We start from the raw sequence: 22,415 nt of genomic DNA on the forward strand, positions 1-22,415 counted from the left end.
GGGATGGAAAAATCCCTGCCGTCGAATAGCAGCCATCCATTGGCTGACGTAGTTAATCGGTTGGAATCAGGCTACTCTGGTGCCTGTAAATAGCGATCTGATTAAGGCAAGTCTCGCAGTTACTTATGAAATGGTTATCACAACACTCTCGCATACGGGCTCGCTCGTTGGCCTTAAGCCTGGCACTTGCTCTGATCAGCTTGCCGCTTAAAGCCGGCGACACCCAGATCATCAAAGCGGTCGGTACCTGGGACTATTTCACCAACTACCAGAAGCACGAAGGACCATTCTGGAATCAGCATATCGCCGAGGTGTCGGAAGGGACCATCGTCGGTGAGATTAAACCCCATACCGAACTGGGCCTGCAGGGTTTCGAGATCATGCGGTTGGTGAAGAAGGGGGTGTTCGATTTTGCCTTTGGCCTGCCTGGCTATGTGGTCCCCGAGAGTGAGATTTTCGAAGGCGCCGACCTCTCATCCCTGGTGCAGAACATCGCGGTGCAGCGCCAGGTTGCCGATGCCTATTTCCATACTCTGGAGCTGGCATTTGCAGAGAAGTACAACGCCAAGCTGATGATGCTGTATCCGTTCCCGAGTCAGATGCTCTGGTGCAGCAGTCCGGTGCGCAGTGTTGCCGACCTGAAGGGCAAGCATGTGCGGGTGTTCCTGACCACATTGGGCGACTTTATTGAAGGAGCCGGTGGGGTGCCGGTCAGCGCACCGTTCAATGACGTGTCCGATGCGTTGGAGAGTGGGATCTTCGATTGCGTGATCACCGGCACCATGTCGGCCTACACCGGTGAGCTCTACAAGGTGGCTCCCTACGGCTTCACCCTAAGGGTTGGCTGGGGGCTGGCGTTCGGTGCCATGAATCTGAACAAGTGGAACCGGCTTAGCCCGGAGCAGAAGTCGCTGTTGCAGCGTGAGCTGGCGCAACTGACCGACAATATGTGGCGCGAGACTGCCACCGAAGATGCGATCGCGCTGTCCTGCCTCTCCGACGGTCCTTGCCCGATCGGAGAGGTCGGTAACATGGAGCTGTTTACCCCGTCCGATGCGGACCTAGCGGCCCGCAGCAAGATCGCCCGAGAAGTGGTGTTGCCGCGTTGGGCCCAGCGTTGCGGACCCGATTGTGCGGCGAACTGGAACCGAACGGTCGGTAAAGTGCTGGATTTGAGGGCGCAGGCGATCGCCCACTAAATCTTGATGAGCCGCTGTTAGCTGGTCGGATTTACCCGACAGGCCATCAACTCAGTCTCCCAGCTCGAATCTCTTGCGGGGGCGATAATCTCGATGCGGCTTTCCAGGCTGTCGTCGAGTTCGATCTCGGTCAGGGCATCGCGGGTCAGGTTGTAGCCGAAGATCCCCTCTTCGGTGATGAATACCGCTTTCATCCGCTCGGCATCCAGACCGCTGAGGAAATTCATCAGCTTGGCGCGATCGAAAATTTCGTCGGCGTTGAAGCGCCAACCGATACTCTCAAACCCTTCGCCCTGATTCTCCGCTTTCAGGAAACCGCTGTCCGGGATGGGCGCTTCGGAGAGACCCGGCGCTGAGCTGTGGTGATGGTGGCCGTATCCATCCGTTTCGGGCATCGCCGCCCGGGAGGCGCCGTTCAGCAGCTCCGGTGCCAGCTCGCCCTGTTCGGTGAATAGCACCGGGACGTCGGGTTTGGCCTGCTTCGCCACATAGGCTTCCAGTTTGGCGTGGTCACCGGTCTGGTAAAGGTCCTGCTTGTTGCCGACGATCAGGTCGGCGATGGCGATCTGTTGGTTGAAGGTGGGGTGATCGGTGTAGCGGCTGTCGTCCAGTTGGCGGGCATCGACCAGGGTGATGATCTGTTGCAGCGACAGCACGTCGCGGTAGTGCTCGGCCGATAGCGACTGGACTACCTCCAGCGGGTGACCGAGGCCGGTCGGTTCGATCAACAGCCGGTCCGGCTTGGCCCGGCTGAGCAGCATGTTCAGTGCGATCTGCATCGGCAGACCGGCGGCGCAGCACATGCAGCCGCCGGGGACTTCGCGGATAAAGACTCCACTCTCTTCGCCGTGTTGGCCTTCGAACAGGCTGCCATCGACACCGATCTCGCCGAACTCGTTGACCAGCACCGCCCAGCGCTCATCGGCCGGTTTCTGCTCCAGCAGTTGCAGGATCGCGGTGGTTTTTCCCGCGCCTAAAAAGCCGGTCAGGATATTGGTGGGTACGGCCAGAATTTTCGTCACGGAACTGTTCTCGGGTTGAATGCGATCGGGCATCGGTTAGGTATTTGGATCGAGCCCAAGCCGGCAGCGACTCAGCCGTTGCAGGGTTGGCTACTAGCGGTGGGATTGCTGGGGCTCATATCAACAGGCGTTATGGTATAACAGCAGGCTAGATGCGCCAATCTGCTAGGCAGCAACGACGCTCTAGCGTAGATCGATATGATCCGGATCCGCCGGATGCAGTGGGAACAGCGACTTGCTCTGCTCGATAAAGACCTCGATAAACTGCTCGGCCAGGGTTGATGGCTGACGATGCAGCGGAAAAATAAAGCCGAAGTAAAACGGGATGGCCGGGTTGAACGGGCGGGAGCTGCCGCCTTGCTGCTCAAACAGGTTCGCTGTGTAGGGGTCGATGATCGATACGCCCTGGCCCTCGCGCACCAACGCTTGCGCGGTGATGTACAGCGGTGTTTCAAGATCGGCACGAGGGCGTATGCCCGCCGCAGCAAAAGTGGCATCGATCCGGTACCGGGTCAGGGTATTCTCATGGCCAATGGCGACGAAGGGTTGGTCGTCGAGGTGTATGGGTTCGATCTGATCCAGTGCTGTCAGCGGGTGGTCATTGGGCATTACTACCCGGCAATCGACCCGAAAGCAGGGGCCGAAGCGCACGTCACTGCTGTCGATCGGCAGCATCACCACCCCGAGATCGAACTGCTGTGCCGCCACCAGCTTGGCGACTTCGAGCGTGCTTCCGGGGGTGAGGGTCATCGACACGTCGGGACGGTCGCGCAGAAAGCGGCTCAGGGTGCTGGGTAGGATGCTGTGGGCCAGCGCCGGCATTGAGGCCACCCGTAGTCGACCGGTTTTATTCATCCGTATCTGCGCCGCCATCTGGGCCAGGTTATCCAGCCCCAGAAAGTGTCTTTTCACCTCCTGATACAGGGCGTGCCCTTCGGGGGTGGCAAATAGCCGCCCGTTGCGGCGCTCAAACAGTTCGAAGCCACAGCTATCCTCCAGATCCTTGATCAACCGGGTGATCGCCGGCTGGGATACAAACAGCATCTTGGCGGCGCCCACCATGCTGCCCGACAGCATCACCGCGCGAAACGCATTTAACTGCTTGGCATTCATGGACTTGCCTCCTTTGGCCGGACTTTGAACTTAGCCGGTCTATAAGGTTTTGTGATAGCTGAATCAAAACATGGTATTGGATGTTATTGAGTGGATGCAAACATAATCATTTTCGAGCGGGCGGGGCTGACCCAGAACCGGAGATCGGCCCAGCCCAAACTGAATTCAACCTAACAAAACAATCAGAGAGAACAGCCATGGCGATCGATCGTATCGAGACCGGCACCCGTATGAGCCGGGTAGTGATCCATAACCAGACGGCCTACTTGTGCGGCCAGGTGGCCAAGGATGAATCGGCGGACATCGCTGGTCAGACCACCACCACACTGGAGAAAGTCGAGGCGTTGCTGGCGGATATCGGCAGCAGTAAGGAGAAGATCCTGTCGGTGACTATCTACGTGGCGGATATGGCGGATTTCGCCGCCATGAACAGCGTCTGGGACGCCTGGGTAGCCCCGGGCCATGCACCAGCCCGCGCCTGTGTTGAGGCCAAGATGGCCCGTCCGGAACTCAAGGTGGAGATGTCGGTGATTGCCGCTGTTTGAACGCTGTGCCCCCCAAAAAACATGACCTACAACAATAAGATGAGGAATCAATGATGCGACTTAATTCTATCTTTACCCCCCGCAAGCTGTGCACCGGTCTGGCCGCTGTGGCGCTGACCGCCGCCGGCACTCTGGCGATGGCCGCCGAGAAGTGGGATATGCCGATGGCCTACACCGACTCCAACTTCCACACCCAGAATGGCAAGTCGTTCGCCGAGGCAGTCACCCTGGCCACCGGTGGCAAGCTGGAGGTTAAGGTGCATGGAGGTGGATCCCTGTTCAAAGGCAGCGAGATCAAGCGTGCGGTGCAGACCGGGCAGGCGCCGATCGGTGAACGGATCATGTCCAGTCACGCCAACGAAGACGCACTGTTCGCCTTCGACTCGGTCCCTTTCCTGGCGACCTCCTTCGAGGAGTCCGACAAGCTGTGGCAGGCCGCCAAGCCGGAGCTGGAAAAGGTGATGGATAAGCACAATCTGGTGCTGCTCTACTCCGTCCCTTGGCCTCCGGGGGGAATCTATGCCAACAAGCCGCTGCAGACGCTGAGCGATATGGAAGGGGTCAAGTTCCGCTCCTACAACAACGCCACCGCCCGCTTTGCAGAACTGGCCGGCGCGGTGCCGGTGCAGGTCGAAGCGTCCGAGCTGAGCCAGGCGCTCTCCACCGGGGTGGCCGAGTCCTTCATGTCCTCCGGTGCCACCGGTTACGACCGCAAGGTCTGGGAGCATCTGTCGCACCACTACGTGGCTAACGTTTGGCTGCCGCGCAACTACGTGTTCGTCAACAAGCAGTCCTGGGATGAACTCGATACAGAGACCCAGAACGTGGTTCGCGGCATCGCGCTGATGGCGGAGAAGGCCGGTGCGGCACGCTCTGAGCAGCTGACCGGCTGGTATCTAGAGCAGCTGGCGGCCAACGGCATGACCGTGACCGGCGCCGGTGAAGCGTTGAAGGCAGACTTCCAGAAAGTCGGCGAGACCATGACCAAAGAGTGGTTGGCACAGACCGGTGAAGCCGGCCAGCGCATCCTCGACGCCTACAAGTCCAGCCTCTAAGGCATCCTCAGGCGGGCTTTCATAGTGCCCGCCACTCTTGGGCGGGGGCAACCCCGCCGTTTTCTCTGTATCTACCCTTGCGGTGCCGACGCAACCTGCGACCGGTGCCCGGGAGTGTGCCTAATGAATAGTATCAATTCCCACGTCGCCAAGCCGGATCGCTCCGGATCGACAACCCACAGCGTCGGTGGCCGACTGGCTCGGGGCCTGCGCAAAGGTCTCGATGCCCTCTACCTCGGTTGTGGCGGTCTGGCGGCGCTGTTCCTGCTCGCCATTTTGGTGATCATCGTGGCCCAGATGGCGTGTCGATGGCTGGGGCTGCAGTTCCCCGGTTCCAGCGCCTACGCCGGCTACTGCATGGCGGCGTCGAGCTTTTTTGCGCTGGCCTACACCCTCAACCAGAACGCTCATATCCGGGTGACCCTGTTTATCCAGGGACTGCGGCGCAGCACGCGTCGGCTGGCCGATATCTGGTGCCTAAGTGTGGCGCTGTTTCTGGCCGGTTATCTGGCCTACTACGCCTGCAAGAATGTCTACATCTCACACCTGCTTCACGACATTTCGCAAGGCCAGGATGCGACGCCGCTGTGGATTCCACAGCTGTCAGTCGCCATCGGATCGGTGGTGTTTGCTATCGCACTGGCGGACCACCTGGTGCGCACCCTGTGGCGCCGTGATCACACCTTTGATGAAGACCACCATGTCGAAGGGGAGGAGTTCTAGTGTCCTATCACGCGAATCTGCTGCTGCCCTCGCCGGCGACCTTCACCAACCTATTCACCTGAGAGGACACCGTAATGAACGAATTCGTTGCTACAGGTATCTTCCTGTTCACTCTGTTCTTCCTGCTCGGAAGCGGGGTTTGGATCGGCCTGGCGCTGTTGGGCGTGGCCTTTGTCGGCATGGAGCTGTTTACCAGTCGCCCGGTGGGCGACGCGATGATCACTACCATCTGGGGCGCCTCCTCCGGTTGGTCACTGACGGCGCTGCCGCTGTTTATCTGGATGGGTGAGATTCTCTACCGCACCCGCTTGTCGGAGGACATGTTCCGCGGACTGGCGCCCTGGATGTCGCCGTTGCCCGGCCGTCTGCTGCATACCAACGTAGTCGGCAGCACCATCTTCGCCGCCGTCTCCGGGTCTTCGGCTGCTACCCTCACTACGGTCGGCAAGATGTCGATTCCGGAGTTGAGAAAGCGCGGTTATCCCGATTTCATGATCTTCGGCACCCTGGTAGGTTCTGCCACCTTGGGGCTGATGATTCCGCCGTCGCTGACCCTGATCGTCTACGGCGTTACCATCAATGAATCGATCTCGAAGCTGTTTATGGCCGGTATTCTGCCGGGCCTGACCCTGGCATTGCTGTTTATGGGTTACGTGGCGGCCTGGTCATTTGTGAAACGCTCTCAGGTGCCGGCAGCGGAACCGTCGATGACGCTGATGCAGCGGCTGCACGAGTCGCGCTTCCTGATTCCGGTGGTACTGCTGATTCTGGTGGTGATCGGCTCGATCTATACCGGCACCGCCACCGCCACCGAATCGGCCGCCTTCGGCGTAGTCGGTGCCTTGGTACTGGCCGCCTGTCAGGGTTCGCTGAAGTGGGATACCTTCCGCGAAAGCCTGCTGGGTGCGACCCGCACCTCCTGCATGATCGCACTGATTCTCGCCGGCGCCGCCTTCCTGGCCTTGGCCATGGGGTTCACCGGCTTACCCTCCATGGCGGCGGAGTTTATCGCTTCGCTGGAGCTGTCGACGCTGTCGCTGATTCTGGCGCTGATGCTGTTCTATATCGTACTGGGCTGCTTCCTGGACGGTATCTCCTCGGTGGTGCTGACCATGGCGGTGGTGGAGCCGATGGTGCGTCAGGCCGGTATCGATTTGATCTGGTTCGGGATCTTTATCGTGGTGGTGGTCGAGATGGCGCAGATCACTCCACCGATCGGCTTCAACCTGTTCGTCATGCAGGGGATGACCAAGAAGCCGATCGGCTATATCGCTCGCACCGCCTTCCCGATGTTCCTGATCATGGTGGTGATGGTGGGAATTCTGATTCTGGTGCCGGATCTTGCCACCTATCTGCCCGAGAACATGCGTCAATCACCGGGCTGATAGCCCGTCGCCTGGGGCCCGGTCGGGCCCCTATTCCCGTCTGAGTGAATTCATTATTGCAACAGCGATAGGGTCGGATGCCTATCGCCTTGAGGTGACCCTATGGAAAACGAAATCAAGCCCGTGGATGTCACGGTGATCGGTGCCGGCATTATCGGTATCTCCTGCGCCCTGCAATTACAGAAGAAGGGCTACAGTGTCCGGGTGGTGGATCGTCTACCTCCGGGGGAGGGGGCATCTTACGGTAACGCCGGTATCTTTGCGGAGTGCGGCTGTGTACCGGTCAACCTGCCTGGATTCGCCTGGCAGATCCCTAAGCTAATGCTTGATCCGCTGGGGCCGCTGTCGATCCCCGGTAATTACATGCTGAAGGCTGCGCCCTGGGGGTTGTCGTTTGTCTGGAACAGTCGTCGGAGCAAGTTTGAGAAGGTTGCTGACGGTCTAAGTGCGCTGCTCAAAGACGCCACTCGATTGCATTTGGAGCAAGCCAGGGAAGCCGGTGCCGAGCAGTGGCTGAGCGCTTCACCCTACTACTACCTGTATCGTGATCGAGCCCACTTCCAGGGTGATCGAGTAGCCTGGGAGGCTCGGCGCAAGCGCGGCATCCGCTATGACGAACTGGAGAACGAGCAGGTGCAGGCCGCGGAACCGGCGGTTTCTTCGGAGTTCAATTTTATGGCTTCGCTGCACAACCATGGCTTTGCAAGAAACCCGGAGCAGCTGGTGAAGGCGCTGGCGCAATCGTTTACCGACAAGGGGGGCGAGATCCTGTTGCGCGACGTGCGCGATATCGAGTTGCTGGACAGCAAACCGAGAGCCCTGATTACTCATAAAGAACGGCTGCCGATCGACAAACTGGTGGTGGCGGCTGGTGTTTGGTCGCGTCAGCTTGTCGCCAAGCTGGATCGTAGCGTGCCGCTGCAGTCCGAGCGTGGCTATCACATTGAGGTCAGTGCACCCGGCATCGAGCTCAACAATCCAATCATGTTCGCCGAAGGAAAGCTGGTGGCGACACCGATGACCGGCGGCATCCGCTTCGCCGGTCTGGTGGAGTTTGGTGGCCTGGAGGCCGAGCCCAACGAGCGATTTGCCAGCCGACTGCTGCATCACGCCAAGAAACTGTTCCCGGCGATCGACACCCGCGAATACCGGGAGTGGATGGGACACCGCCCCTCGCTGCCTGACTCGCTGCCGGTGATCGACCGCTCGCCTAATCACGATTCGGTTTACTACGCCTTTGGCCACCAACATATGGGGCTGACGTTGGGGCCACGTACCGGTCAATTGGTGGCCGAGCTGCTCAGCACGGGGGCCACGGCCGAAAGCGGTATTGATCTTAGTCCGTACCGTCTCAGCCGGTTCTAGATTGAGGGTCGTGCGGATCGATCCCTTACTCGGTCCGCTCGAATACCAGATCCCAGACCCCGTGACCCAGGCGTTCGCCGCGACGCTGGAACTTGGTGTCGGGGCGGCTCTCGGGCTGGGGTGAGTACTCACCTTCACCGGCCGCGTTGCGGTAGCCTTCGGCGACGCTCATCACTTCCATCATGTGCTCGGCGTAGTTTTCCCAGTCGGTGGCCATGTGGAACTTGCCGCCGAGTTTGAGTTTGGCGCGGAAGGTTTGGGCGATCTCGGGCTGCACCATCCGGCGCTTGTGGTGCTTTTTCTTGTGCCAGGGATCGGGGAAGAACAGCTGGATGCCGTCCAGCGAGCCGTCGGCGATGCAATCGTTCAGTACCAGCAGCGCATCGTCGTTGTAGACCTTGAGGTTCTTCAGTCCCGTCTTGGCGACATTGTTGAGCAGTCGGCCGACGCCGGGCTTGTGCACTTCGATGCCGATAAAGTTGATCTCCGGGGCCGCCTCGGCCATCGCCAGTAGCGAATCACCCATGCCGAAACCGATCTCCAGCACGGTCGGCGCTTCGCGCTCGAACACTTTGGCGTAGTCGATCGGGCCGTCGGCCAGCTCCAGCCCCAGGGTGGGCCATTGCTCGTCCAGCGCTTTCTGCTGCGCCGGGGTCATGCGTCCGGCGCGCATCACGAAGGTGCGGATCGAGCGCATATGTTTCTGCTCGGCGTTGTCGACCTCGGTTTCGGTCGGGGCAGCGCTTTCGTCAATGATTTCGGGGGTATCGATTTGGTCGGTCATGATTTGCAGTGATCTTTCAAAAAACAAAAAGGCCGAGCCCGAAGGCTCAGCCCAGTCTTGCCACAACAGGGTGGCGGTTTAGTCCAGCTGGCTCAGGTCGCGAACCGCGCCCTTGTCGGCGCTGGTAGCCATCTTGGCGTAGACCTTGAGCGCGGTGGAGACGGCGCGGGGACGCTCTTCGGCCGGCTTCCAGCCGTCCTTGCCCTTGGCATCCATCGCCGCCCGACGGCTGGCCAGCTCTTCGTCGCTGAGCAGCACGTCGATGGAGCGGTTGGGGATATCGATCTTGATCCGGTCACCCTGTTCCACCAGGCCGATGGCGCCACCGGAGGCAGCTTCAGGGGAGACGTGACCGATCGACAGACCGGAGGTACCGCCGGAGAAGCGACCGTCGGTAAGCAGCGCGCACTCGGCGCCCAGGCCTTTGGACTTCAGGTAGCTGGTCGGGTACAGCATCTCCTGCATGCCGGGACCGCCGCGCGGGCCTTCGTAGCGGATCACGACGACGTCGCCGGGCTTGACCTTGTCGGCCAGGATGTCGGCCACGGCCTGGTCCTGACTCTCGCAGATGTAGGCGCTGCCTTCGAACACCCAGATGCTCTCGTCGACGCCGGAGGTCTTGACCACACAGCCGTCTTCGGCGATGTTGCCGAACAGTACCGCCAGGCCACCCTCTTTGCTGAAGGCGTTCTCAACCGAGCGGATACAACCGTTGGCGCGATCCGCATCCAGTGAACCCCAACGGGCTGCCTGGGAGAACGCGACCTGGGTCGGAACCCCACCCGGGCCGGCCTTGTAGAAGTTCTTCACCGCCTCGTCGCCGCAGGTCATGATGTCCCACTTCGCCAGTGCTTCGGCCATGGTGGCGCTGTGGACGGTGGAAACCGAGGTATCGAGCAGGCCGCCGCGATCCAGTTCGGCCAGGATGCCGAGGATACCGCCAGCGCGGTGCACGTCTTCGATATGGTATTTCTGATCGTTCGGCGCCACCTTGCAAAGGTACGGAACCTTGCGCGACAGCTTGTCCATGTCGGCCATGGTGAAGTCGACTTCCGCTTCCTGGGCGATCGCCAGCAGGTGCAGGATGGTGTTGGTGGAACCGCCCATGGCGATATCCAGGGTCATGGCGTTTTCGAACGCGGCCTTGGAACCGATCTCACGCGGCAGCACGCTGTAGTCGTCCTGCTCGTAGTGACGCTTGGTGATCTCGACGATCTTGCGGCCGGCTTCCAGGAACAGCTCTTCGCGGTCGGCGTGGGTGGCAACGACGGTGCCGTTACCCGGCAGCGCCAGACCCAGCGCTTCGGCCAGGCAGTTCATCGAGTTGGCGGTGAACATACCGGAGCAGGAGCCACAGGTCGGGCACGCGGAGCGCTCGACTTCGTTGACCAGCTCGTCGGAGGCATCGTCATCGGCCGCCAGTACCATGGCGTCGACCAGGTCCAGGCCGTGGTCGATCAGCTTGGTCTTACCGGCTTCCATCGGACCGCCGGAGACGAAGATCACCGGGATGTTCAGGCGCATCGCCGCCATCAGCATTCCGGGAGTGATCTTGTCGCAGTTGGAGATGCACACCAGCGCGTCGGCACAGTGGGCGTTAACCATGTACTCGACCGAGTCGGCGATCAGGTCGCGAGACGGCAGCGAGTAGAGCATGCCGTCGTGGCCCATGGCGATACCGTCATCGATGGCGATGCTGTTGAACTCTTTGGCCACACCACCGGCCTTTTCGATCTCCCGTGCTACCAGCTGGCCCATGTCCTTGAGGTGGACGTGGCCCGGTACGAACTGGGTAAAGGAGTTGGCAACGGCGATGATCGGCTTGTTGAAATCATCGTCCTTCATACCGGTGGCGCGCCAGAGTGCACGGGCACCGGCCATGTTACGGCCTTTGGTCGAGGTATTGGAACGGTAGGCGGGCATGGCTGCTCTCTCGTTATATTTACTGAGGTCTTTCTATGTCGGTTAAACCGACAATTCTAGCAAGGGGGGCGGGGGCTGTTAAGGATGCTGTGAAGAAGCTCTCGCCAGGGCTTTTTGGAGCCTTTGCGGGGACTTCAGTTATCCGACACCCACTGCCCGCCGGCACCCTCGACAAAGGCCCGCAGCGGGGCTTGTTCCTCATCGGGGACGCTGACCTGAAACCGCACCTGCTCGGTGTATTCCACCGACAGCATCTGGCCGCTGTGCTGGCCGAGCCAGTGACGCAACGGCTGCTCCAGGGCGTAATCGCCCACCACCTGGCACTGGCTGTAAGGAACCTGATCTTCGGTGCTCAGCTCGGTCATCGCCAACTGGGCCGCTTGACTGTAGGCGCGCACCAGGCCCCCGGCGCCGAGCTTGATACCGCCGAAGTAGCGGATCACCACCAGCATCAGATCGCCCACCCCTTTGTGCTGCAGCACGTTCAGAATCGGTTTGCCGGCGGTGCCGCTGGGCTCGCCGTCGTCGGACATCGCCACCGTGGTGGGGGAGTGGGGGTTGCCGATCAGGTAGGCCCAGCAGTGGTGGCGGGCATCGGGGTAGTCTTCCCGGGCCTGGGCCAGCATCGCCATCGCCGCTTCCCGATCGGCCGCCTTAGTGACCCGGGCGATAAAGCGACTCTTCTTGATCTCGTACTCCACCTCGACCGCGGCGGCGGGGACAGCATAGGTGGGGCGGGGTGGTTGCATGGAGATTCCTGGCTTGCGGGTGGGTGGTTGTCGTCAGCCGGAGTCTACGGGGTTTGGCGGCGGGCGGCTACGACAGCAATGATTGGCGTGCCGATCACTCCTCGTGAGCTTCCAGTTCCGGCGGCTCGATCAACTTGACGCTATAGCGGGTCTGCAACACCGCCAGCACCTTGGGGATCAGCCGGCTGTTTGGAGCCGACGATTTGAGCTGGTGCTTCATGGAACTGAAGGAATCCAGCGCCACCTTGTCGTCTCCGTCGAAAATCCAGATCCAGGAATCCCCCTGCAGCCCCGATTGGACCTGGTCGAAGTGGGCTTCGAGCAGTTCAACCAATGGCTCGTGACAGTAAGAGTAGTGTTCTGGGTAGTCGAGTTCGGCATAGAGCATCGGTAGTCTTCCCGAGGGCTATTGATAGGTGATCCCCTGATGCTTCAGCCAGCCGCCGACATGGCGACCCTTGGGGTCGTGATGGGTCCAGTGTAATACGCCCCCCTTGGCATTCCACTCGTACTCACCGAAGAACTCGACCTTATCACCTCGGCTCAAGGCGTTGATTCGTGGTGCCAGATCTATGTTATGGGCCACCAGCAGGGTTTGTCCGTTGGACAGCTCCAGGATGAACTTCTGGTGTTGGCTGCCGCGGGTATCGTCCGGCAACAGGCGAATCACGATGCCTTCGCCACCAACCTGAACATCGCTCTGCTGATTCTGATAGGCGTGGCTGATTCGCTGGACTGCTTCGGTGTTGGATTGAGTGTCCTTTCCGGGAAACAGAGAACCCAGCCACTGCGGGTTTTTCTCCAGCAGGCCGCTGAGACCCACGACGATGATGGCGACTACGAGTATTTTCTTCATCGAATCCCTGATGGTTGCTGTTTATTGCTGAGGGTAAGCGCTGAGCGTTGGTCGTCCTTGAGAGCTGTTCAATGTTGGAACATCGCCAGCTTCAGCTCAACCGGGTCGCCCAGCCAGTAAGCATAGGTGGTGTGATCCTCCAGGTCGTTGCCGGTGGAGGCGTGGATCAGCACGGTCAGCCCCTGCCGGTGTTGCTCCAGCCAGGGGACCAACAGCTCAAACTCGTCACGGTTGAACTTGATCTGACAGCTCCACCTCGGATGCGGCCCCACCGGACGTTGGTGAACCCGCCCCACCTCCAGCTGAAACCGCTCGCCGACCTGCCGACACAGTGAGGTGGCAAACTCCAGCGTCTCGGCATCGAAATAGACATGGGCATGGTAAGCCGAGTGTTGGTTGACGGGGCGGGGGATCGGTTGGGTTTCAGGCATGGGGTGATCAGATGACGGTAGGGAGGTTAAACAATGATATCGACCTGGGTTTCGAGCAGGTTACCAGCTTCGGCGAAGCGCATCGAAACGGATTCCGCCTCGGCCCGCGACATCCGTCGATAGAGCCAATCTCGGCGGTTATGGGGATCGTCGGCGATATAGAACTGGGTGGTCAGCAGCTCGTGCCGGCCCTTGAGTACTTTGACATGGATATGCGGTGCCCGGCCCGGATAGATCGTCGGCTTGATGGTCCGGAAACGGTAGTGGCCGTCGGCGTCGGTGATGTCATGCCCGAACCCCTGGAAACCGGTGTCGTAAACCACGTTGCGATCATCACCGCGGTGCAGGTATTTGCCATTCACATCGCACTGCCAGATCTCAACCCGATGATCGGCCAGCGGCAAACCCTGGCGATTCAACAGCCTGCCATGTAACTCGATAATCTCGCCACCGGCTTGTTCGACCGCCCCGGCCACCTTCACCAGATCGTTATCCACATCGTCCATCCGCATCGAGGCGGTGGGATAGAAGGGGCCTTCGGAGGCGCTGGGGGTCAGGATGGCGGCTATTACCGTGCCCGACAACGCCGAGCCACCGGCAATGGCGGCCGAGTCGATCAGGAGTTTTCTACGGGATAGAGGCTTCATGGTTAAGGGGCTTCACTGCGGTTGTTGTCGGGCACCCTAAGTGTAGTTGCCCCCGGTAGCGGCTGCGCCCAGCCGCAGACCGGGCTGGTAAGCAAGCCAGTAGAGCCATAAGCCCCTACAAAATAAAAGGAATATGGGTAGACCAAGGTATTGCTGCGTCGCAGCAAGGAAGCTGATAGTTTTGGCCTCAACATCGAAACGGAACCACGACAAACCGTACATAAACGAAATCTAGGATGAAGTCAGATTTCAACGCCGAGGTGACAATGGCTGGCTTCAATTTAGACTGCGTCTGCAACAGCGATCTCGACCGCATCGCCTTCTACGCCCGTCGGCGCTTCCTGGAAGGTATCGACACCATCACCCTGATGGAACAAGCCAGCAACGAGCAGGAAAAACGCGAAATCGCCTACGCCGCGTTGCTGGATCTGGATGACGACAGCATTCGAAGACTTAATCTACTCGCTTGTGACAACAGTGGCTGTAAGGCTGATAGTTACCGACAGGAACTGCAGCAGATGCTGGCGGGATCGCAGGGAAGAGTGGTTGGGTTTTGAGTTAGCAGTTAGAGCTTCTCAAATGATAAAGGCCGCCCGGTTGGGCGGCCTTTTTATTTAGTGGAGCTGGCGGCTACCGAAACGATGTTATAATAATCTGATTTATACGGATTATTTGTTTGGTGGCATGGTGCTGTACTGCTAAATTTCCAAGTCAGTAACAAAATATGCTTTTAAGTGCAGCCTACAGAAGCCGTTGATAGCGTAGCTATCGACTGGAGAAGTTGGCCTATTCAGCCTCAAGGGCACAGGGATTGCAAAACTAACCTTGTTTAACATTTGAAAGCGGATAGGTGATCTACTGCGGAGTCTATTCCTAGTGAGTACAGCGTGGCTAATTTGTACGTTCTGTCGTAGTTTATATCTAGCCTTCAGGAGTTATCAGCAAGCATTATGCTATGAAATAAGGATGGTTTATGAGTAACTTTAAGGAAGATTTTTTAAAGCATTATCTTAATTTCGGTTTAGGGGCTATGCCTAAATCAGATATAGATGCTTTAGTTATGCATTTATTGGACATACACGGTAATGGCGGACCGCCGTTAGCAATTTATAGTAATCAAACTGTGAGTGAGATACTCAAGACACCAGTTACCAAAATAAAAAAATGCGCTATGACGCAGCATTAAAATTTGGTGGCAGAGTTGAAGATGAAGCTAAAGGTAGGTTGTTAGCTGCTCTAAGTAAAGCCAGCTTAGAGCCAGATGGTAAAAAAGTAAATTTGATAATTGAGGATACCCTTGCCAAAAACTGGCTTCAAGGCCAGTTAAAAACGAATCAGCACATATTTGACTATTCTTTCAATACAGAAATAGTAAAGGTATCTGTTGATGGTCTTTTCCAGGTTTTAGACTCAGTTTTTGACGAAGATGAACTAAATGAGTTTAAGGACGGCTACAAAATAGCTTCAGATGAAGCTGATTCAGAAAAGCGTAAGGAATTATTTAAGGGTATAGCCAAAAAGTTTGCAGAAGGTGCTGCTAAGGCCGCAGGTGGTGGAGTAATGACGGCGCTAAAAGCTAAGATCGGAATTTGATTAAGTGCAAAGGTATATTTGAACATGGACGGAATTATTTATAAATATATGCCTTTGAGAGAAGAGTTTTTTGATAATCGTCTTCTTAGGTTTACCCCAAGACTCCTTTTAAATGATCCTTTTGAGGTAAGGCCTTCGTTTTCGCAACACGCTGAGTTTGTTCATAGAGTAAATAATTATGGTGAATCTGTAGCTTCAGTAATCGAAGAGATGGAGAAAAACCAGTGGCTTGTATTAAGAGGAATAGCAGTTCAGCATTTTGATATATTCGGTATTCTTTCTTTAACAGAGAGGGTAGATAATCTGTTGATGTGGGCGCACTATGCAAATCACCATACCGGAATCGTCGTGGGTTTTGATCCTAATCATGAGTTTTTTGATGCAACTAAATCAACTAATGAATGGATAAGAAATGCGGCCAATGACTATATAGGAGTGCTAAAAAAAGTTAGATATTCAGATAAGCGAAAGATCAAAGGTGAATCTTTGGATGAATGCTTTTTTCTGAAGTCTAATGATTGGTGGACTGAAAGAGAATGGAGGTACGTTCTCCCAATAGCAGAAGCTGATGAGATCTGGAACGTGAATGATAATGAAAAGCAAACAATGGCTCTTTATAGAGTGCCTCCTGATGCAATCGTCTCAGTCACATTTGGGGTAAAAGTTCCTGATGATACGATAGAAGAATTACGATCAAATATTATTGATAATGAAATTTATAAGCACGTTAAGCTATATCAGGCGAAGATGTGCAATGAAAAATTTGATCTTATTGTTCATTCAATTGATGAGGGTATCGTTAAGGATAGGATATTTCAATGAATGGGTGTGATTAAAAAGGTGTGTTGGTAGCTCTATTACCATGCATCCACCAGGACTATCTAACCCTTGTCTAAGTATAAAAAGGCCCCCGCTTTGAAAGAGCTGAGGCTATGGGTGATATATTTATGTTAGCTGCTTCGGTAAGAGGGTTTGTTAAGGGTGAGGACTTATAGGCTTTGTGCTTCTCTTACTGGAAGTAACCCGGGGCAAAGTTCATAACTAACCCCCGGGCAAGCAATTGAGATACCTATATGGAACGACCTAGTCTAGATCCATTTGTGTTATAAAACTAATTAATTTGGCTGCTGGTCATTAATTTATTGTCTAGAGATATCCCGTCAAAGAAATAATTCAATATATATATATCAAAGGAATCAAGATCACTTACAGATTCTATAACACCATTAATTGATATTTGGTTCAGTGTATCGATAGTCTGATGTAAATTAGCATCTGGATCTTCAAAATTGATTAATCCTGAATTGTGAATCTTTTTAGAGATCATTCTTGGAAGCCCATACTCCTCTAGCTGATAAACAACTTTAGGCAAAAACGCATGTGATATTTTTGATACGAAAGGCGATATATCTGTTTTAGAATCAGCAAATACTTTTTGCTGTATCAGGTTAACGTCATTCAATATAGCTGCAAATTTAAATGTAACAGTTCTCTCAAGTTTAAAGAATTCATCGACTCCAATATCAACTCTATCAAGATCGTACAGTAGCTCTGGTATTGTCTTGTTCCAGTTGTCAGATAGTGTTTTTATAAAAGAAACAAACTTCCTATATTGTACGCCCCATGCGCCAGGTTGTAGATTTATTATCTTGTATAATAATCTATCCCAGTCCTCAGGGTTTTCTGAGTTTAAATAGCTAAGCCCGTTCCAGTCACCTTCATTTTTAGATATGTCTATGGCTATATCTCTAATTAAAATTGAGTTGCTGGACTCTAGTTTTCTTTCTTCCTTTAATTCTTGGTAAACTTCATTACCAAGTATCCCTGACATTTCATCCTTGTAGGATATGATTTTGGCAATTTGATCTGGAGTTAGTTCCTTTTTGTAATTCTCTTCGTCAATATCGCCTAAGAGTTCATCTGGAAAATTAAGCTCTAGATTGGTATGTTCTGATTCTGGTGGTTTGTCTAGAATATATATTTTGCCAACAAAATGTTTAAACATTCTGCCGCCTCTACCTATTATGTTTTTATAAGTAAAATCATTTAGCTTGGAGACCCCGTTTTTGTTTTGCCAAAGGACAATGTTTTCGGCAGAGGTGTTGACGCCCTCAATTATAGAAGATGTTGATATGATGTTTTTTAATCCATCATCTTCTTCAAACAACTTAACTTGTATTTGGCTTAATGATCTATGAAGCTGGCCATTATGTATGCCACTGCCCCTCTTTACTAGATTTGTTAAGTGCCAATTCCTCCCATAGTTTTTTATTAGCCAATCATGAAAATTTATAAGAATTTCGTTTTCTAATGTAGGATGTTTGTCAGTTATCAGATTCGCTATCTTGTCTATTGCAGAGTAGGTTCCGGCATATACTAATGTCTTTCCCTTGGTTTCGCTTAAGATTCTGACTAGTATATTGCTTTTAATATTTTCATCTTTCCCAATGTGTTCATAGAGATTATGCTTTTCCAAATAGACTGTGTTGAAGTCAATTTGAAAAAACTCCATGTCTTTAGTAAAAAGACTATTATTTAATGTAGATATGTTAGGGGCTAAGAAATACTTTTGCTTAGCCTTTTCTCCTAAGGTTAATATCGCTTTTAATAAAGATGGTGATCGTTCTTTATCAAATTCGGGGCTAGCTTTGTAGAATTCATCAATGATCAATATGTCTAGGCTTTCAATTTTGTCTACATAGTGAGCGGCCCTTTCTTGTGGGAATATAAAAATATTATTTTCTGCAAGCTCCACATCTGAAGTTGTTATTATTTTGTACTGATCAGAAAATTTGTGATGCAATCTTCGCCTAGTTTCATCTGTTAATGCTATTGTTGGGACTATGATTACAATGTTTCTAGGGTTGTTGATGGCTATAAATGAGTCAATAATAAAGCTTTTTCCAAAGCTTGTTGGAGCACTTACAGCAATGTTTTTTCCAGATAAAAGTTTTTTAAGAACAGAGGACTGTTCTCTATGTAGAGTAACAGTCTCTTCTTTTCCAATGTCTGCTTTAAATGATTCGTAAGCAAACCGGTCTTGCCAGGATGATGTATCTAGTTGCAGGTAAGGGTATAAGCCAACCCGTCTTATTAGGTGGTTGAGAACTGGGGTATAACTAATTTTGTTCTGTTCGTGAAAGTCAAGTAGCTTTATAAGCTCTTCTCTAGCTTGGTGCTCTTTGTTAGTGTTAATTAATTCATTGATCACTTGGCATGTATCAAAAGTATCCATTTTTTTACTGCTCCTTATAGTGCTCAACGTTTTTAACAAACTTATCAACTATTGTTTCCTTATTTGGAACAGGAAATAAAATAATATGGAACGTTATATCTCCGTACCCAAAGATTCCACTTATCTTTTTTATCTGTTTCTTGAAATAGGAATTGGCTCTATCTAAGTGAAAGTCTGTTATTTTCTTATTGTATAGTTCTGATGATCTGTCGGTGTTCTCAGTTATTTCGCACTCGTGCAATATAAAGATTGGTATGTGTATCTTAGGTTTAAGATCATCTATCGATGCTTTGTTAGAAAGGGAGGCTACTACCCTGTTCCTCAACTCTTCATCATCAATCAGTTCTTCGATATCTGATACATTTGTTATTATGCTATTTTCTTTTTTTAATTTCTCAGTTTTCAATGAATTTTCAACAGATGTTACAATGCTAGATAATCTTGCATCTTCAATGTTGTTGTAAAATTTAGCTTCTCCAAACCATAATGAATAATCATTATCTTCTATTACAATATGAACACTGTCAGCTCCCTTAGCATTGTCTTGTGCGTTTTGTTTATAGAAGATTTTTGGTACAACTGGTAATGCAGAATAATGATGCTTCATTATCCCGTATAGAATTATTTCTGCTAGCTCACTACCTTTGCTTATATCTTTTTCTTTGTCGGTAAGTCTAAGGTTCTGGGCTGCTGCAGTTAATAGTGAGTGAGATTGGTCTATGAGACTGTCTCTTTCTTTTTGCGATAATGATGTTTCAGCAATGTTATCCCATATAAAGTTTTGGAACTTTCTGTACCTCCATTCTCCGTCTTCGAAATCGTTGATCAGGCTAAGTACATATTTGTTATGGGTTGGGTTGATGTTGTCATCAACACAAACGTTAGAGAATGAATCATCAATTATTACTTCGAAATCCATATCAAAATTCCTTTGGGTATTACATAGATATTCTAATTATCGACCTAGCATAGCGACTAACGCTTAAAACATATGGTTTAACTTATATATCAATAGTCTATAGTGCTGTAGATCTCTTTGATATTGAAGTATTTTTTAACTACTAGCTAGTGTTTATTGATGCCCTAGCTGAGCTAGTATCGCCTATTGCAAAAAACTGGGACAGATTTAATTATTGCTGTAGTCGCGCAATAGTTCTCTATGCTGGTGGGGTTGCTCGCTTAATTTATTAGGATCGAACTCGCCCCCTACCTGTTGTCGAGACCTCCGTTGCGGGCACCGACGTCCCGCACCTAGCGAAGACTTGTGAACTCGGCGCTTTGAACTGGTTCGGTTTGTACAAATAGATAAAGGCTACCTTGCGGTAGTCTGAGCTGGCGGGGTTACTCGAGCCTTCGGCTTTCGCCCTTCGGGCCGTCGGCAAAGCCGACGTTGTCTCGCCGCATGCGGCTCGGCTGAACCCGCTTCTTGGGTTCAAGTCCGGGGTCTTCCAAATAGATAGGTTACTTCGTAGAAAGAGTCACGCTGGCGGGGTTGCTCGCTCAATCTTTTTGGATTGAGCTCGTCCCTTCCTCTGGTCGGGACCGTCGTCGCGTGCTCCGACGTCCTGCGCCTTCGCTGGTAGCAGCGAAGGCTTGTGAACCCGGCGCTTGGCTTCATGTCCCGGCCAGCCAATAAAAAACCCCATGCCTTGCGGCATGGGGTTATTTATTGGTGGAGCTGGCGGGACTTGAAGACTCAGTAAATGCTTTCAGATCATGCATTTATTTAACCCTTGTGCCGATGTTGTGCCAATATTATGTCATTTGGCGTGGTTTATCTATATACATCTACGCACAGTAGCCCCCTACATGTGGGGCTTCTCTGTGCGAAGTTGACAGTCAATTTGCGTTGTTAGCTATCTTATGGTTCAGCTCGGTCCAAGAGGAGTTAGCAACAAAGTTTCGGGATCTGTATTCATGAGTAATATTTAATACTAGCTCAACATAATTACAGGTTGATATACCCAGCTTATTATAAGCTTCTTTTGCAGACTTCTTTGTCTTGAAAATTGCTACGTTCTTCTTTTTTATTTCATAGAGCGTCTCTGGCGTTAATATTATCGCTCCATCGTAGTCATACTGCCTTGTTTTAATCTCTACCAGGGTATAATCAATTCTTGCTTTTTTTGAAGTTGAATCAAACGAATATGCCTTTTGATTCTTTGTGCTAGTGTCTGAAATAATAAAAGCCATTCGCTGTCCTATGATAATTATACAAATATCATTGATAGACTTAAGATTTATATATACTGCTTATTCATTTCTTTCATCATTATCAACCTCATCATCTATATCGTCTGAGTTATGATCGATATCGTTCGGTTCGACACTTTCTATAGGTTTGTTTTTACTCTTTTCTTTATAATGATAATCTTCTCTTATATATGTTTTAAGATGTTCTTTGAGAAGCTCCATTTTCAGAGATACTCTCTTTTCATAAATTTCATCATCAGAAAAGTCTAGTGAGCTGCAGCTAGCATCTGATACGTCCTTTGCAATAATGCTGACTTTAGAAAGGTTAAGCTTTTGCTCTGTTATTCTTATCGCCTCAGATATAAATCTATAGATCAAAGAGCTGCAGGCCCCAAGTATGGTGAAGGAGAGAAGGACATAGGGAAGCCGGCTTATGATGACTTCAGCCAAATCAACATTGCCAGAGTTATCTTTAACATAGTCAGCTAGATCAGCAGCACTGAAGTATAGGTGTATAGATATGAAAGCAATAACAAGCATAGGAAGAACAGAAATAAGCATGTATCTATTTAAGCTTTTTCCTCCTTCTTTTGCATAATCTGATAGTTCAGAAGGGAATAAATTGATATTGCTCTTTAGAGTGCGCAATTCTGATTCTTTTATCGATATATCTTTGGCTAATTGGTTGAATTTTTCTCGCTCTTTAGTCAGATCTCTGTCCAGTGATTCTAGATCTCTTTGACGATCAGATAATTCAGTTGCCGCAATATTGACTGCTTTTTTTCTTTTGTCTAATTTTTCATTTAAATATAATAAATCGCCGCTACATGATTCTTTTAGTTTCTCTTGCTTTTCAATTTCAGACTGAAGCTTTTCCTTGGTATTGAATATTTCACTATATTCATCTTTGTATTTTTCAAATTTATCTGTTGCTTCGTTACACTTTTTCAGAATGTCTAGTTTCGTAGATGTTACTTCTCTGAATGTTTTCTCTATCTCACCAAAAGCCTTCAACTCTGTTCCTGTCACACAGATTGATTTCAGCGAAGTGCTTGTAAACATTTTAGAAGGGGTTTTTATCTCAATGTGAGTTACTAATCGTTCTATGTTAATTGCAAAATCAGATCTTGATTTATGACATTTAACTTCCTTAGAAAAAACTACCTCTTTATCAACGTAACATCTAAAACTCAAAGAGTCGTATAAGCTGTATCCCACTCCTTCTATATATATCGCATCTACGTATGTCAGGCTGTTGAGCCTGATGGTGTGGGTTGTATTATTTGTTTGTATTGGCAGTACATCTGCTTCTGTATCATTGATAATTCCACGAAGCCTCTGGCTAGTAGTGGAAAAAAGGACAGACGGAAGGAGATCTGGCTCTAATTCATTTAAGAGCTTTTTAGACAGTTCTTTAGACTCAGATATAGCTTCGATTTCTTTATCTAGGTTAACTGTTTCAGGATGTATCAGTTTTTCACTGTTAAGTTCGGCAGACTCTTCTTCAGATTCATCAATTAGCTCAAGATCTTCAGACATGCTAACACTCCTTGTTGACTGAGAAACAAAACTTACATCTTATGGTGCTGCTAGGCAA

Annotated in this window: 23 protein-coding genes; 10 read left to right on the top strand and 13 right to left on the bottom strand. The window is 51.7% G+C overall.

Going from position 1 to position 22,415, the window contains the following annotated elements:
* Positions 1-125: 125 nt before the first annotated feature.
* The gene (locus DV711_RS15160) at positions 126-1,199 is read left to right on the top strand and encodes a TRAP transporter substrate-binding protein (RefSeq protein WP_114696564.1); all 1,074 of its coding nucleotides are present in this window, start codon (positions 126-128) and stop codon (positions 1,197-1,199) included.
* Between the two features lie 17 nt (positions 1,200-1,216).
* On the opposite strand, the gene DV711_RS15165 is transcribed toward DV711_RS15160, so the two are convergent.
* Positions 1,217-2,221: a CobW family GTP-binding protein gene (locus DV711_RS15165; RefSeq protein ID WP_243633842.1), complete on the bottom strand. Its 1,005-nt coding sequence runs from the start codon at positions 2,219-2,221 to the stop codon at positions 1,217-1,219.
* Between the two features lie 183 nt (positions 2,222-2,404).
* A complete protein-coding gene (locus tag DV711_RS15170) occupies positions 2,405-3,334 on the bottom strand; it encodes a LysR substrate-binding domain-containing protein (protein WP_114696566.1) in 930 nt (309 codons plus the stop codon).
* Positions 3,335-3,531: 197 nt separating this feature from the next.
* Between DV711_RS15170 and DV711_RS15175 the strand changes: the two genes are divergently transcribed.
* The 5 genes from DV711_RS15175 (at position 3,532) to DV711_RS15195 (ending at position 8,407) form a co-directional block, all read left to right on the top strand.
* Positions 3,532-3,879 (top strand): RidA family protein, encoded by a 348-nt coding sequence (locus tag DV711_RS15175; protein WP_114696567.1) that lies wholly within the window; start codon positions 3,532-3,534, stop codon positions 3,877-3,879.
* Positions 3,880-3,932: 53 nt separating this feature from the next.
* Complete coding sequence (locus DV711_RS15180) at positions 3,933-4,934, top strand: TRAP transporter substrate-binding protein (protein WP_114696568.1); 1,002 nt, start codon at positions 3,933-3,935, stop codon at positions 4,932-4,934.
* A 123-nt stretch (positions 4,935-5,057) separates the two neighbouring features.
* On the top strand, positions 5,058-5,657 hold the full coding sequence (locus DV711_RS15185; RefSeq protein WP_114696569.1) for a TRAP transporter small permease: 600 nt from the start codon (positions 5,058-5,060) through the stop codon (positions 5,655-5,657).
* A 74-nt stretch (positions 5,658-5,731) separates the two neighbouring features.
* Positions 5,732-7,042 (top strand): TRAP transporter large permease, encoded by a 1,311-nt coding sequence (locus DV711_RS15190; protein WP_114696570.1) that lies wholly within the window; start codon positions 5,732-5,734, stop codon positions 7,040-7,042.
* Between the two features lie 102 nt (positions 7,043-7,144).
* Entirely contained in the window at positions 7,145-8,407 is a 1,263-nt protein-coding gene (locus DV711_RS15195; RefSeq protein WP_114696571.1) for an NAD(P)/FAD-dependent oxidoreductase, read from the top strand.
* A gap of 25 nt (positions 8,408-8,432) precedes the next feature.
* Here DV711_RS15195 and trmB read toward each other — a convergent pair whose 3' ends face one another.
* The 7 genes from trmB to DV711_RS15230 all read right to left on the bottom strand — a co-directional run bounded on the left by trmB (position 8,433) and on the right by DV711_RS15230 (position 13,797).
* Complete coding sequence (gene trmB / locus DV711_RS15200) at positions 8,433-9,191, bottom strand: tRNA (guanosine(46)-N7)-methyltransferase TrmB (protein ID WP_114696572.1); 759 nt, start codon at positions 9,189-9,191, stop codon at positions 8,433-8,435.
* 78 nt (positions 9,192-9,269) lie between these two features.
* Positions 9,270-11,114, bottom strand: a complete 1,845-nt coding sequence (ilvD, locus tag DV711_RS15205; RefSeq protein ID WP_114696573.1) for a dihydroxy-acid dehydratase — start codon at positions 11,112-11,114, stop codon at positions 9,270-9,272.
* 134 nt (positions 11,115-11,248) lie between these two features.
* Positions 11,249-11,863: a YigZ family protein gene (locus tag DV711_RS15210; RefSeq protein WP_114696574.1), complete on the bottom strand. Its 615-nt coding sequence runs from the start codon at positions 11,861-11,863 to the stop codon at positions 11,249-11,251.
* Between the two features lie 94 nt (positions 11,864-11,957).
* Positions 11,958-12,251: a hypothetical protein gene (locus DV711_RS15215; protein ID WP_114696575.1), complete on the bottom strand. Its 294-nt coding sequence runs from the start codon at positions 12,249-12,251 to the stop codon at positions 11,958-11,960.
* A gap of 18 nt (positions 12,252-12,269) precedes the next feature.
* Positions 12,270-12,719 carry a DUF3465 domain-containing protein gene (locus DV711_RS15220; RefSeq protein WP_114696576.1) on the bottom strand — a complete coding sequence of 150 codons (450 nt, stop codon included), beginning with the start codon at positions 12,717-12,719 and terminating at the stop codon, positions 12,270-12,272.
* A gap of 68 nt (positions 12,720-12,787) precedes the next feature.
* Positions 12,788-13,150 (bottom strand): DOPA 4,5-dioxygenase family protein, encoded by a 363-nt coding sequence (locus DV711_RS15225; RefSeq protein ID WP_114696577.1) that lies wholly within the window; start codon positions 13,148-13,150, stop codon positions 12,788-12,790.
* Between the two features lie 26 nt (positions 13,151-13,176).
* The gene (locus tag DV711_RS15230; protein ID WP_114696578.1) at positions 13,177-13,797 is read right to left on the bottom strand and encodes a dioxygenase family protein; all 621 of its coding nucleotides are present in this window, start codon (positions 13,795-13,797) and stop codon (positions 13,177-13,179) included.
* A 236-nt stretch (positions 13,798-14,033) separates the two neighbouring features.
* Between DV711_RS15230 and DV711_RS15240 the strand changes: the two genes are divergently transcribed.
* The 4 genes from DV711_RS15240 (at position 14,034) to DV711_RS15250 (ending at position 16,212) form a co-directional block, all read left to right on the top strand.
* On the top strand, positions 14,034-14,354 hold the full coding sequence (locus DV711_RS15240; RefSeq protein ID WP_114696580.1) for a hypothetical protein: 321 nt from the start codon (positions 14,034-14,036) through the stop codon (positions 14,352-14,354).
* Between the two features lie 416 nt (positions 14,355-14,770).
* Positions 14,771-14,983 (top strand): hypothetical protein, encoded by a 213-nt coding sequence (locus DV711_RS19390; RefSeq protein ID WP_133297469.1) that lies wholly within the window; start codon positions 14,771-14,773, stop codon positions 14,981-14,983.
* The gene (locus tag DV711_RS15245) at positions 14,962-15,390 is read left to right on the top strand and encodes a hypothetical protein (protein WP_114696581.1); all 429 of its coding nucleotides are present in this window, start codon (positions 14,962-14,964) and stop codon (positions 15,388-15,390) included. The genes DV711_RS19390 and DV711_RS15245 overlap by 22 nt, the downstream gene beginning before the upstream one ends.
* Positions 15,391-15,414: 24 nt before the next feature.
* Positions 15,415-16,212 (top strand): DUF2971 domain-containing protein, encoded by a 798-nt coding sequence (locus DV711_RS15250; RefSeq protein WP_114696582.1) that lies wholly within the window; start codon positions 15,415-15,417, stop codon positions 16,210-16,212.
* 289 nt (positions 16,213-16,501) lie between these two features.
* On the opposite strand, the gene DV711_RS15255 is transcribed toward DV711_RS15250, so the two are convergent.
* The 4 genes from DV711_RS15255 to DV711_RS15270 all read right to left on the bottom strand — a co-directional run bounded on the left by DV711_RS15255 (position 16,502) and on the right by DV711_RS15270 (position 22,357).
* Complete coding sequence (locus DV711_RS15255) at positions 16,502-18,625, bottom strand: DEAD/DEAH box helicase (RefSeq protein ID WP_114696583.1); 2,124 nt, start codon at positions 18,623-18,625, stop codon at positions 16,502-16,504.
* Between the two features lie 4 nt (positions 18,626-18,629).
* The gene (locus tag DV711_RS15260; RefSeq protein WP_114696584.1) at positions 18,630-19,544 is read right to left on the bottom strand and encodes a HamA C-terminal domain-containing protein; all 915 of its coding nucleotides are present in this window, start codon (positions 19,542-19,544) and stop codon (positions 18,630-18,632) included.
* A gap of 920 nt (positions 19,545-20,464) precedes the next feature.
* Positions 20,465-20,818, bottom strand: a complete 354-nt coding sequence (locus tag DV711_RS15265) for a hypothetical protein (RefSeq protein WP_114696585.1) — start codon at positions 20,816-20,818, stop codon at positions 20,465-20,467.
* Between the two features lie 60 nt (positions 20,819-20,878).
* Positions 20,879-22,357, bottom strand: a complete 1,479-nt coding sequence (locus tag DV711_RS15270; protein ID WP_114696586.1) for a coiled-coil domain-containing protein — start codon at positions 22,355-22,357, stop codon at positions 20,879-20,881.
* Between the last annotated feature and the right edge of the window lie 58 nt (positions 22,358-22,415).

This window comes from Motiliproteus coralliicola (assembly GCF_003345655.1).
Taxonomy (GTDB): domain Bacteria; phylum Pseudomonadota; class Gammaproteobacteria; order Pseudomonadales; family Balneatricaceae; genus Motiliproteus; species Motiliproteus coralliicola.

Coding starts and splice junctions, on each gene's coding strand:
- DV711_RS15160 (WP_114696564.1), top strand. CDS start 126: ATGAAATGGTTATCACAACACTCTCGCATACGGGCTCGCTCGTTGGCC.
- DV711_RS15170 (WP_114696566.1), bottom strand. CDS start 3,334: ATGAATGCCAAGCAGTTAAATGCGTTTCGCGCGGTGATGCTGTCGGGC.
- DV711_RS15175 (WP_114696567.1), top strand. CDS start 3,532: ATGGCGATCGATCGTATCGAGACCGGCACCCGTATGAGCCGGGTAGTG.
- DV711_RS15180 (WP_114696568.1), top strand. CDS start 3,933: ATGCGACTTAATTCTATCTTTACCCCCCGCAAGCTGTGCACCGGTCTG.
- DV711_RS15185 (WP_114696569.1), top strand. CDS start 5,058: ATGAATAGTATCAATTCCCACGTCGCCAAGCCGGATCGCTCCGGATCG.
- DV711_RS15190 (WP_114696570.1), top strand. CDS start 5,732: ATGAACGAATTCGTTGCTACAGGTATCTTCCTGTTCACTCTGTTCTTC.
- DV711_RS15195 (WP_114696571.1), top strand. CDS start 7,145: ATGGAAAACGAAATCAAGCCCGTGGATGTCACGGTGATCGGTGCCGGC.
- trmB (WP_114696572.1), bottom strand. CDS start 9,191: ATGACCGACCAAATCGATACCCCCGAAATCATTGACGAAAGCGCTGCC.
- ilvD (WP_114696573.1), bottom strand. CDS start 11,114: ATGCCCGCCTACCGTTCCAATACCTCGACCAAAGGCCGTAACATGGCC.
- DV711_RS15210 (WP_114696574.1), bottom strand. CDS start 11,863: ATGCAACCACCCCGCCCCACCTATGCTGTCCCCGCCGCCGCGGTCGAG.
- DV711_RS15215 (WP_114696575.1), bottom strand. CDS start 12,251: ATGCTCTATGCCGAACTCGACTACCCAGAACACTACTCTTACTGTCAC.
- DV711_RS15220 (WP_114696576.1), bottom strand. CDS start 12,719: ATGAAGAAAATACTCGTAGTCGCCATCATCGTCGTGGGTCTCAGCGGC.
- DV711_RS15225 (WP_114696577.1), bottom strand. CDS start 13,150: ATGCCTGAAACCCAACCGATCCCCCGCCCCGTCAACCAACACTCGGCT.
- DV711_RS15230 (WP_114696578.1), bottom strand. CDS start 13,797: ATGAAGCCTCTATCCCGTAGAAAACTCCTGATCGACTCGGCCGCCATT.
- DV711_RS15240 (WP_114696580.1), top strand. CDS start 14,034: ATGAAGTCAGATTTCAACGCCGAGGTGACAATGGCTGGCTTCAATTTA.
- DV711_RS19390 (WP_133297469.1), top strand. CDS start 14,771: ATGAGTAACTTTAAGGAAGATTTTTTAAAGCATTATCTTAATTTCGGT.
- DV711_RS15245 (WP_114696581.1), top strand. CDS start 14,962: ATGCGCTATGACGCAGCATTAAAATTTGGTGGCAGAGTTGAAGATGAA.
- DV711_RS15250 (WP_114696582.1), top strand. CDS start 15,415: ATGGACGGAATTATTTATAAATATATGCCTTTGAGAGAAGAGTTTTTT.
- DV711_RS15255 (WP_114696583.1), bottom strand. CDS start 18,625: ATGGATACTTTTGATACATGCCAAGTGATCAATGAATTAATTAACACT.
- DV711_RS15260 (WP_114696584.1), bottom strand. CDS start 19,544: ATGGATTTCGAAGTAATAATTGATGATTCATTCTCTAACGTTTGTGTT.
- DV711_RS15265 (WP_114696585.1), bottom strand. CDS start 20,818: ATGGCTTTTATTATTTCAGACACTAGCACAAAGAATCAAAAGGCATAT.
- DV711_RS15270 (WP_114696586.1), bottom strand. CDS start 22,357: ATGTCTGAAGATCTTGAGCTAATTGATGAATCTGAAGAAGAGTCTGCC.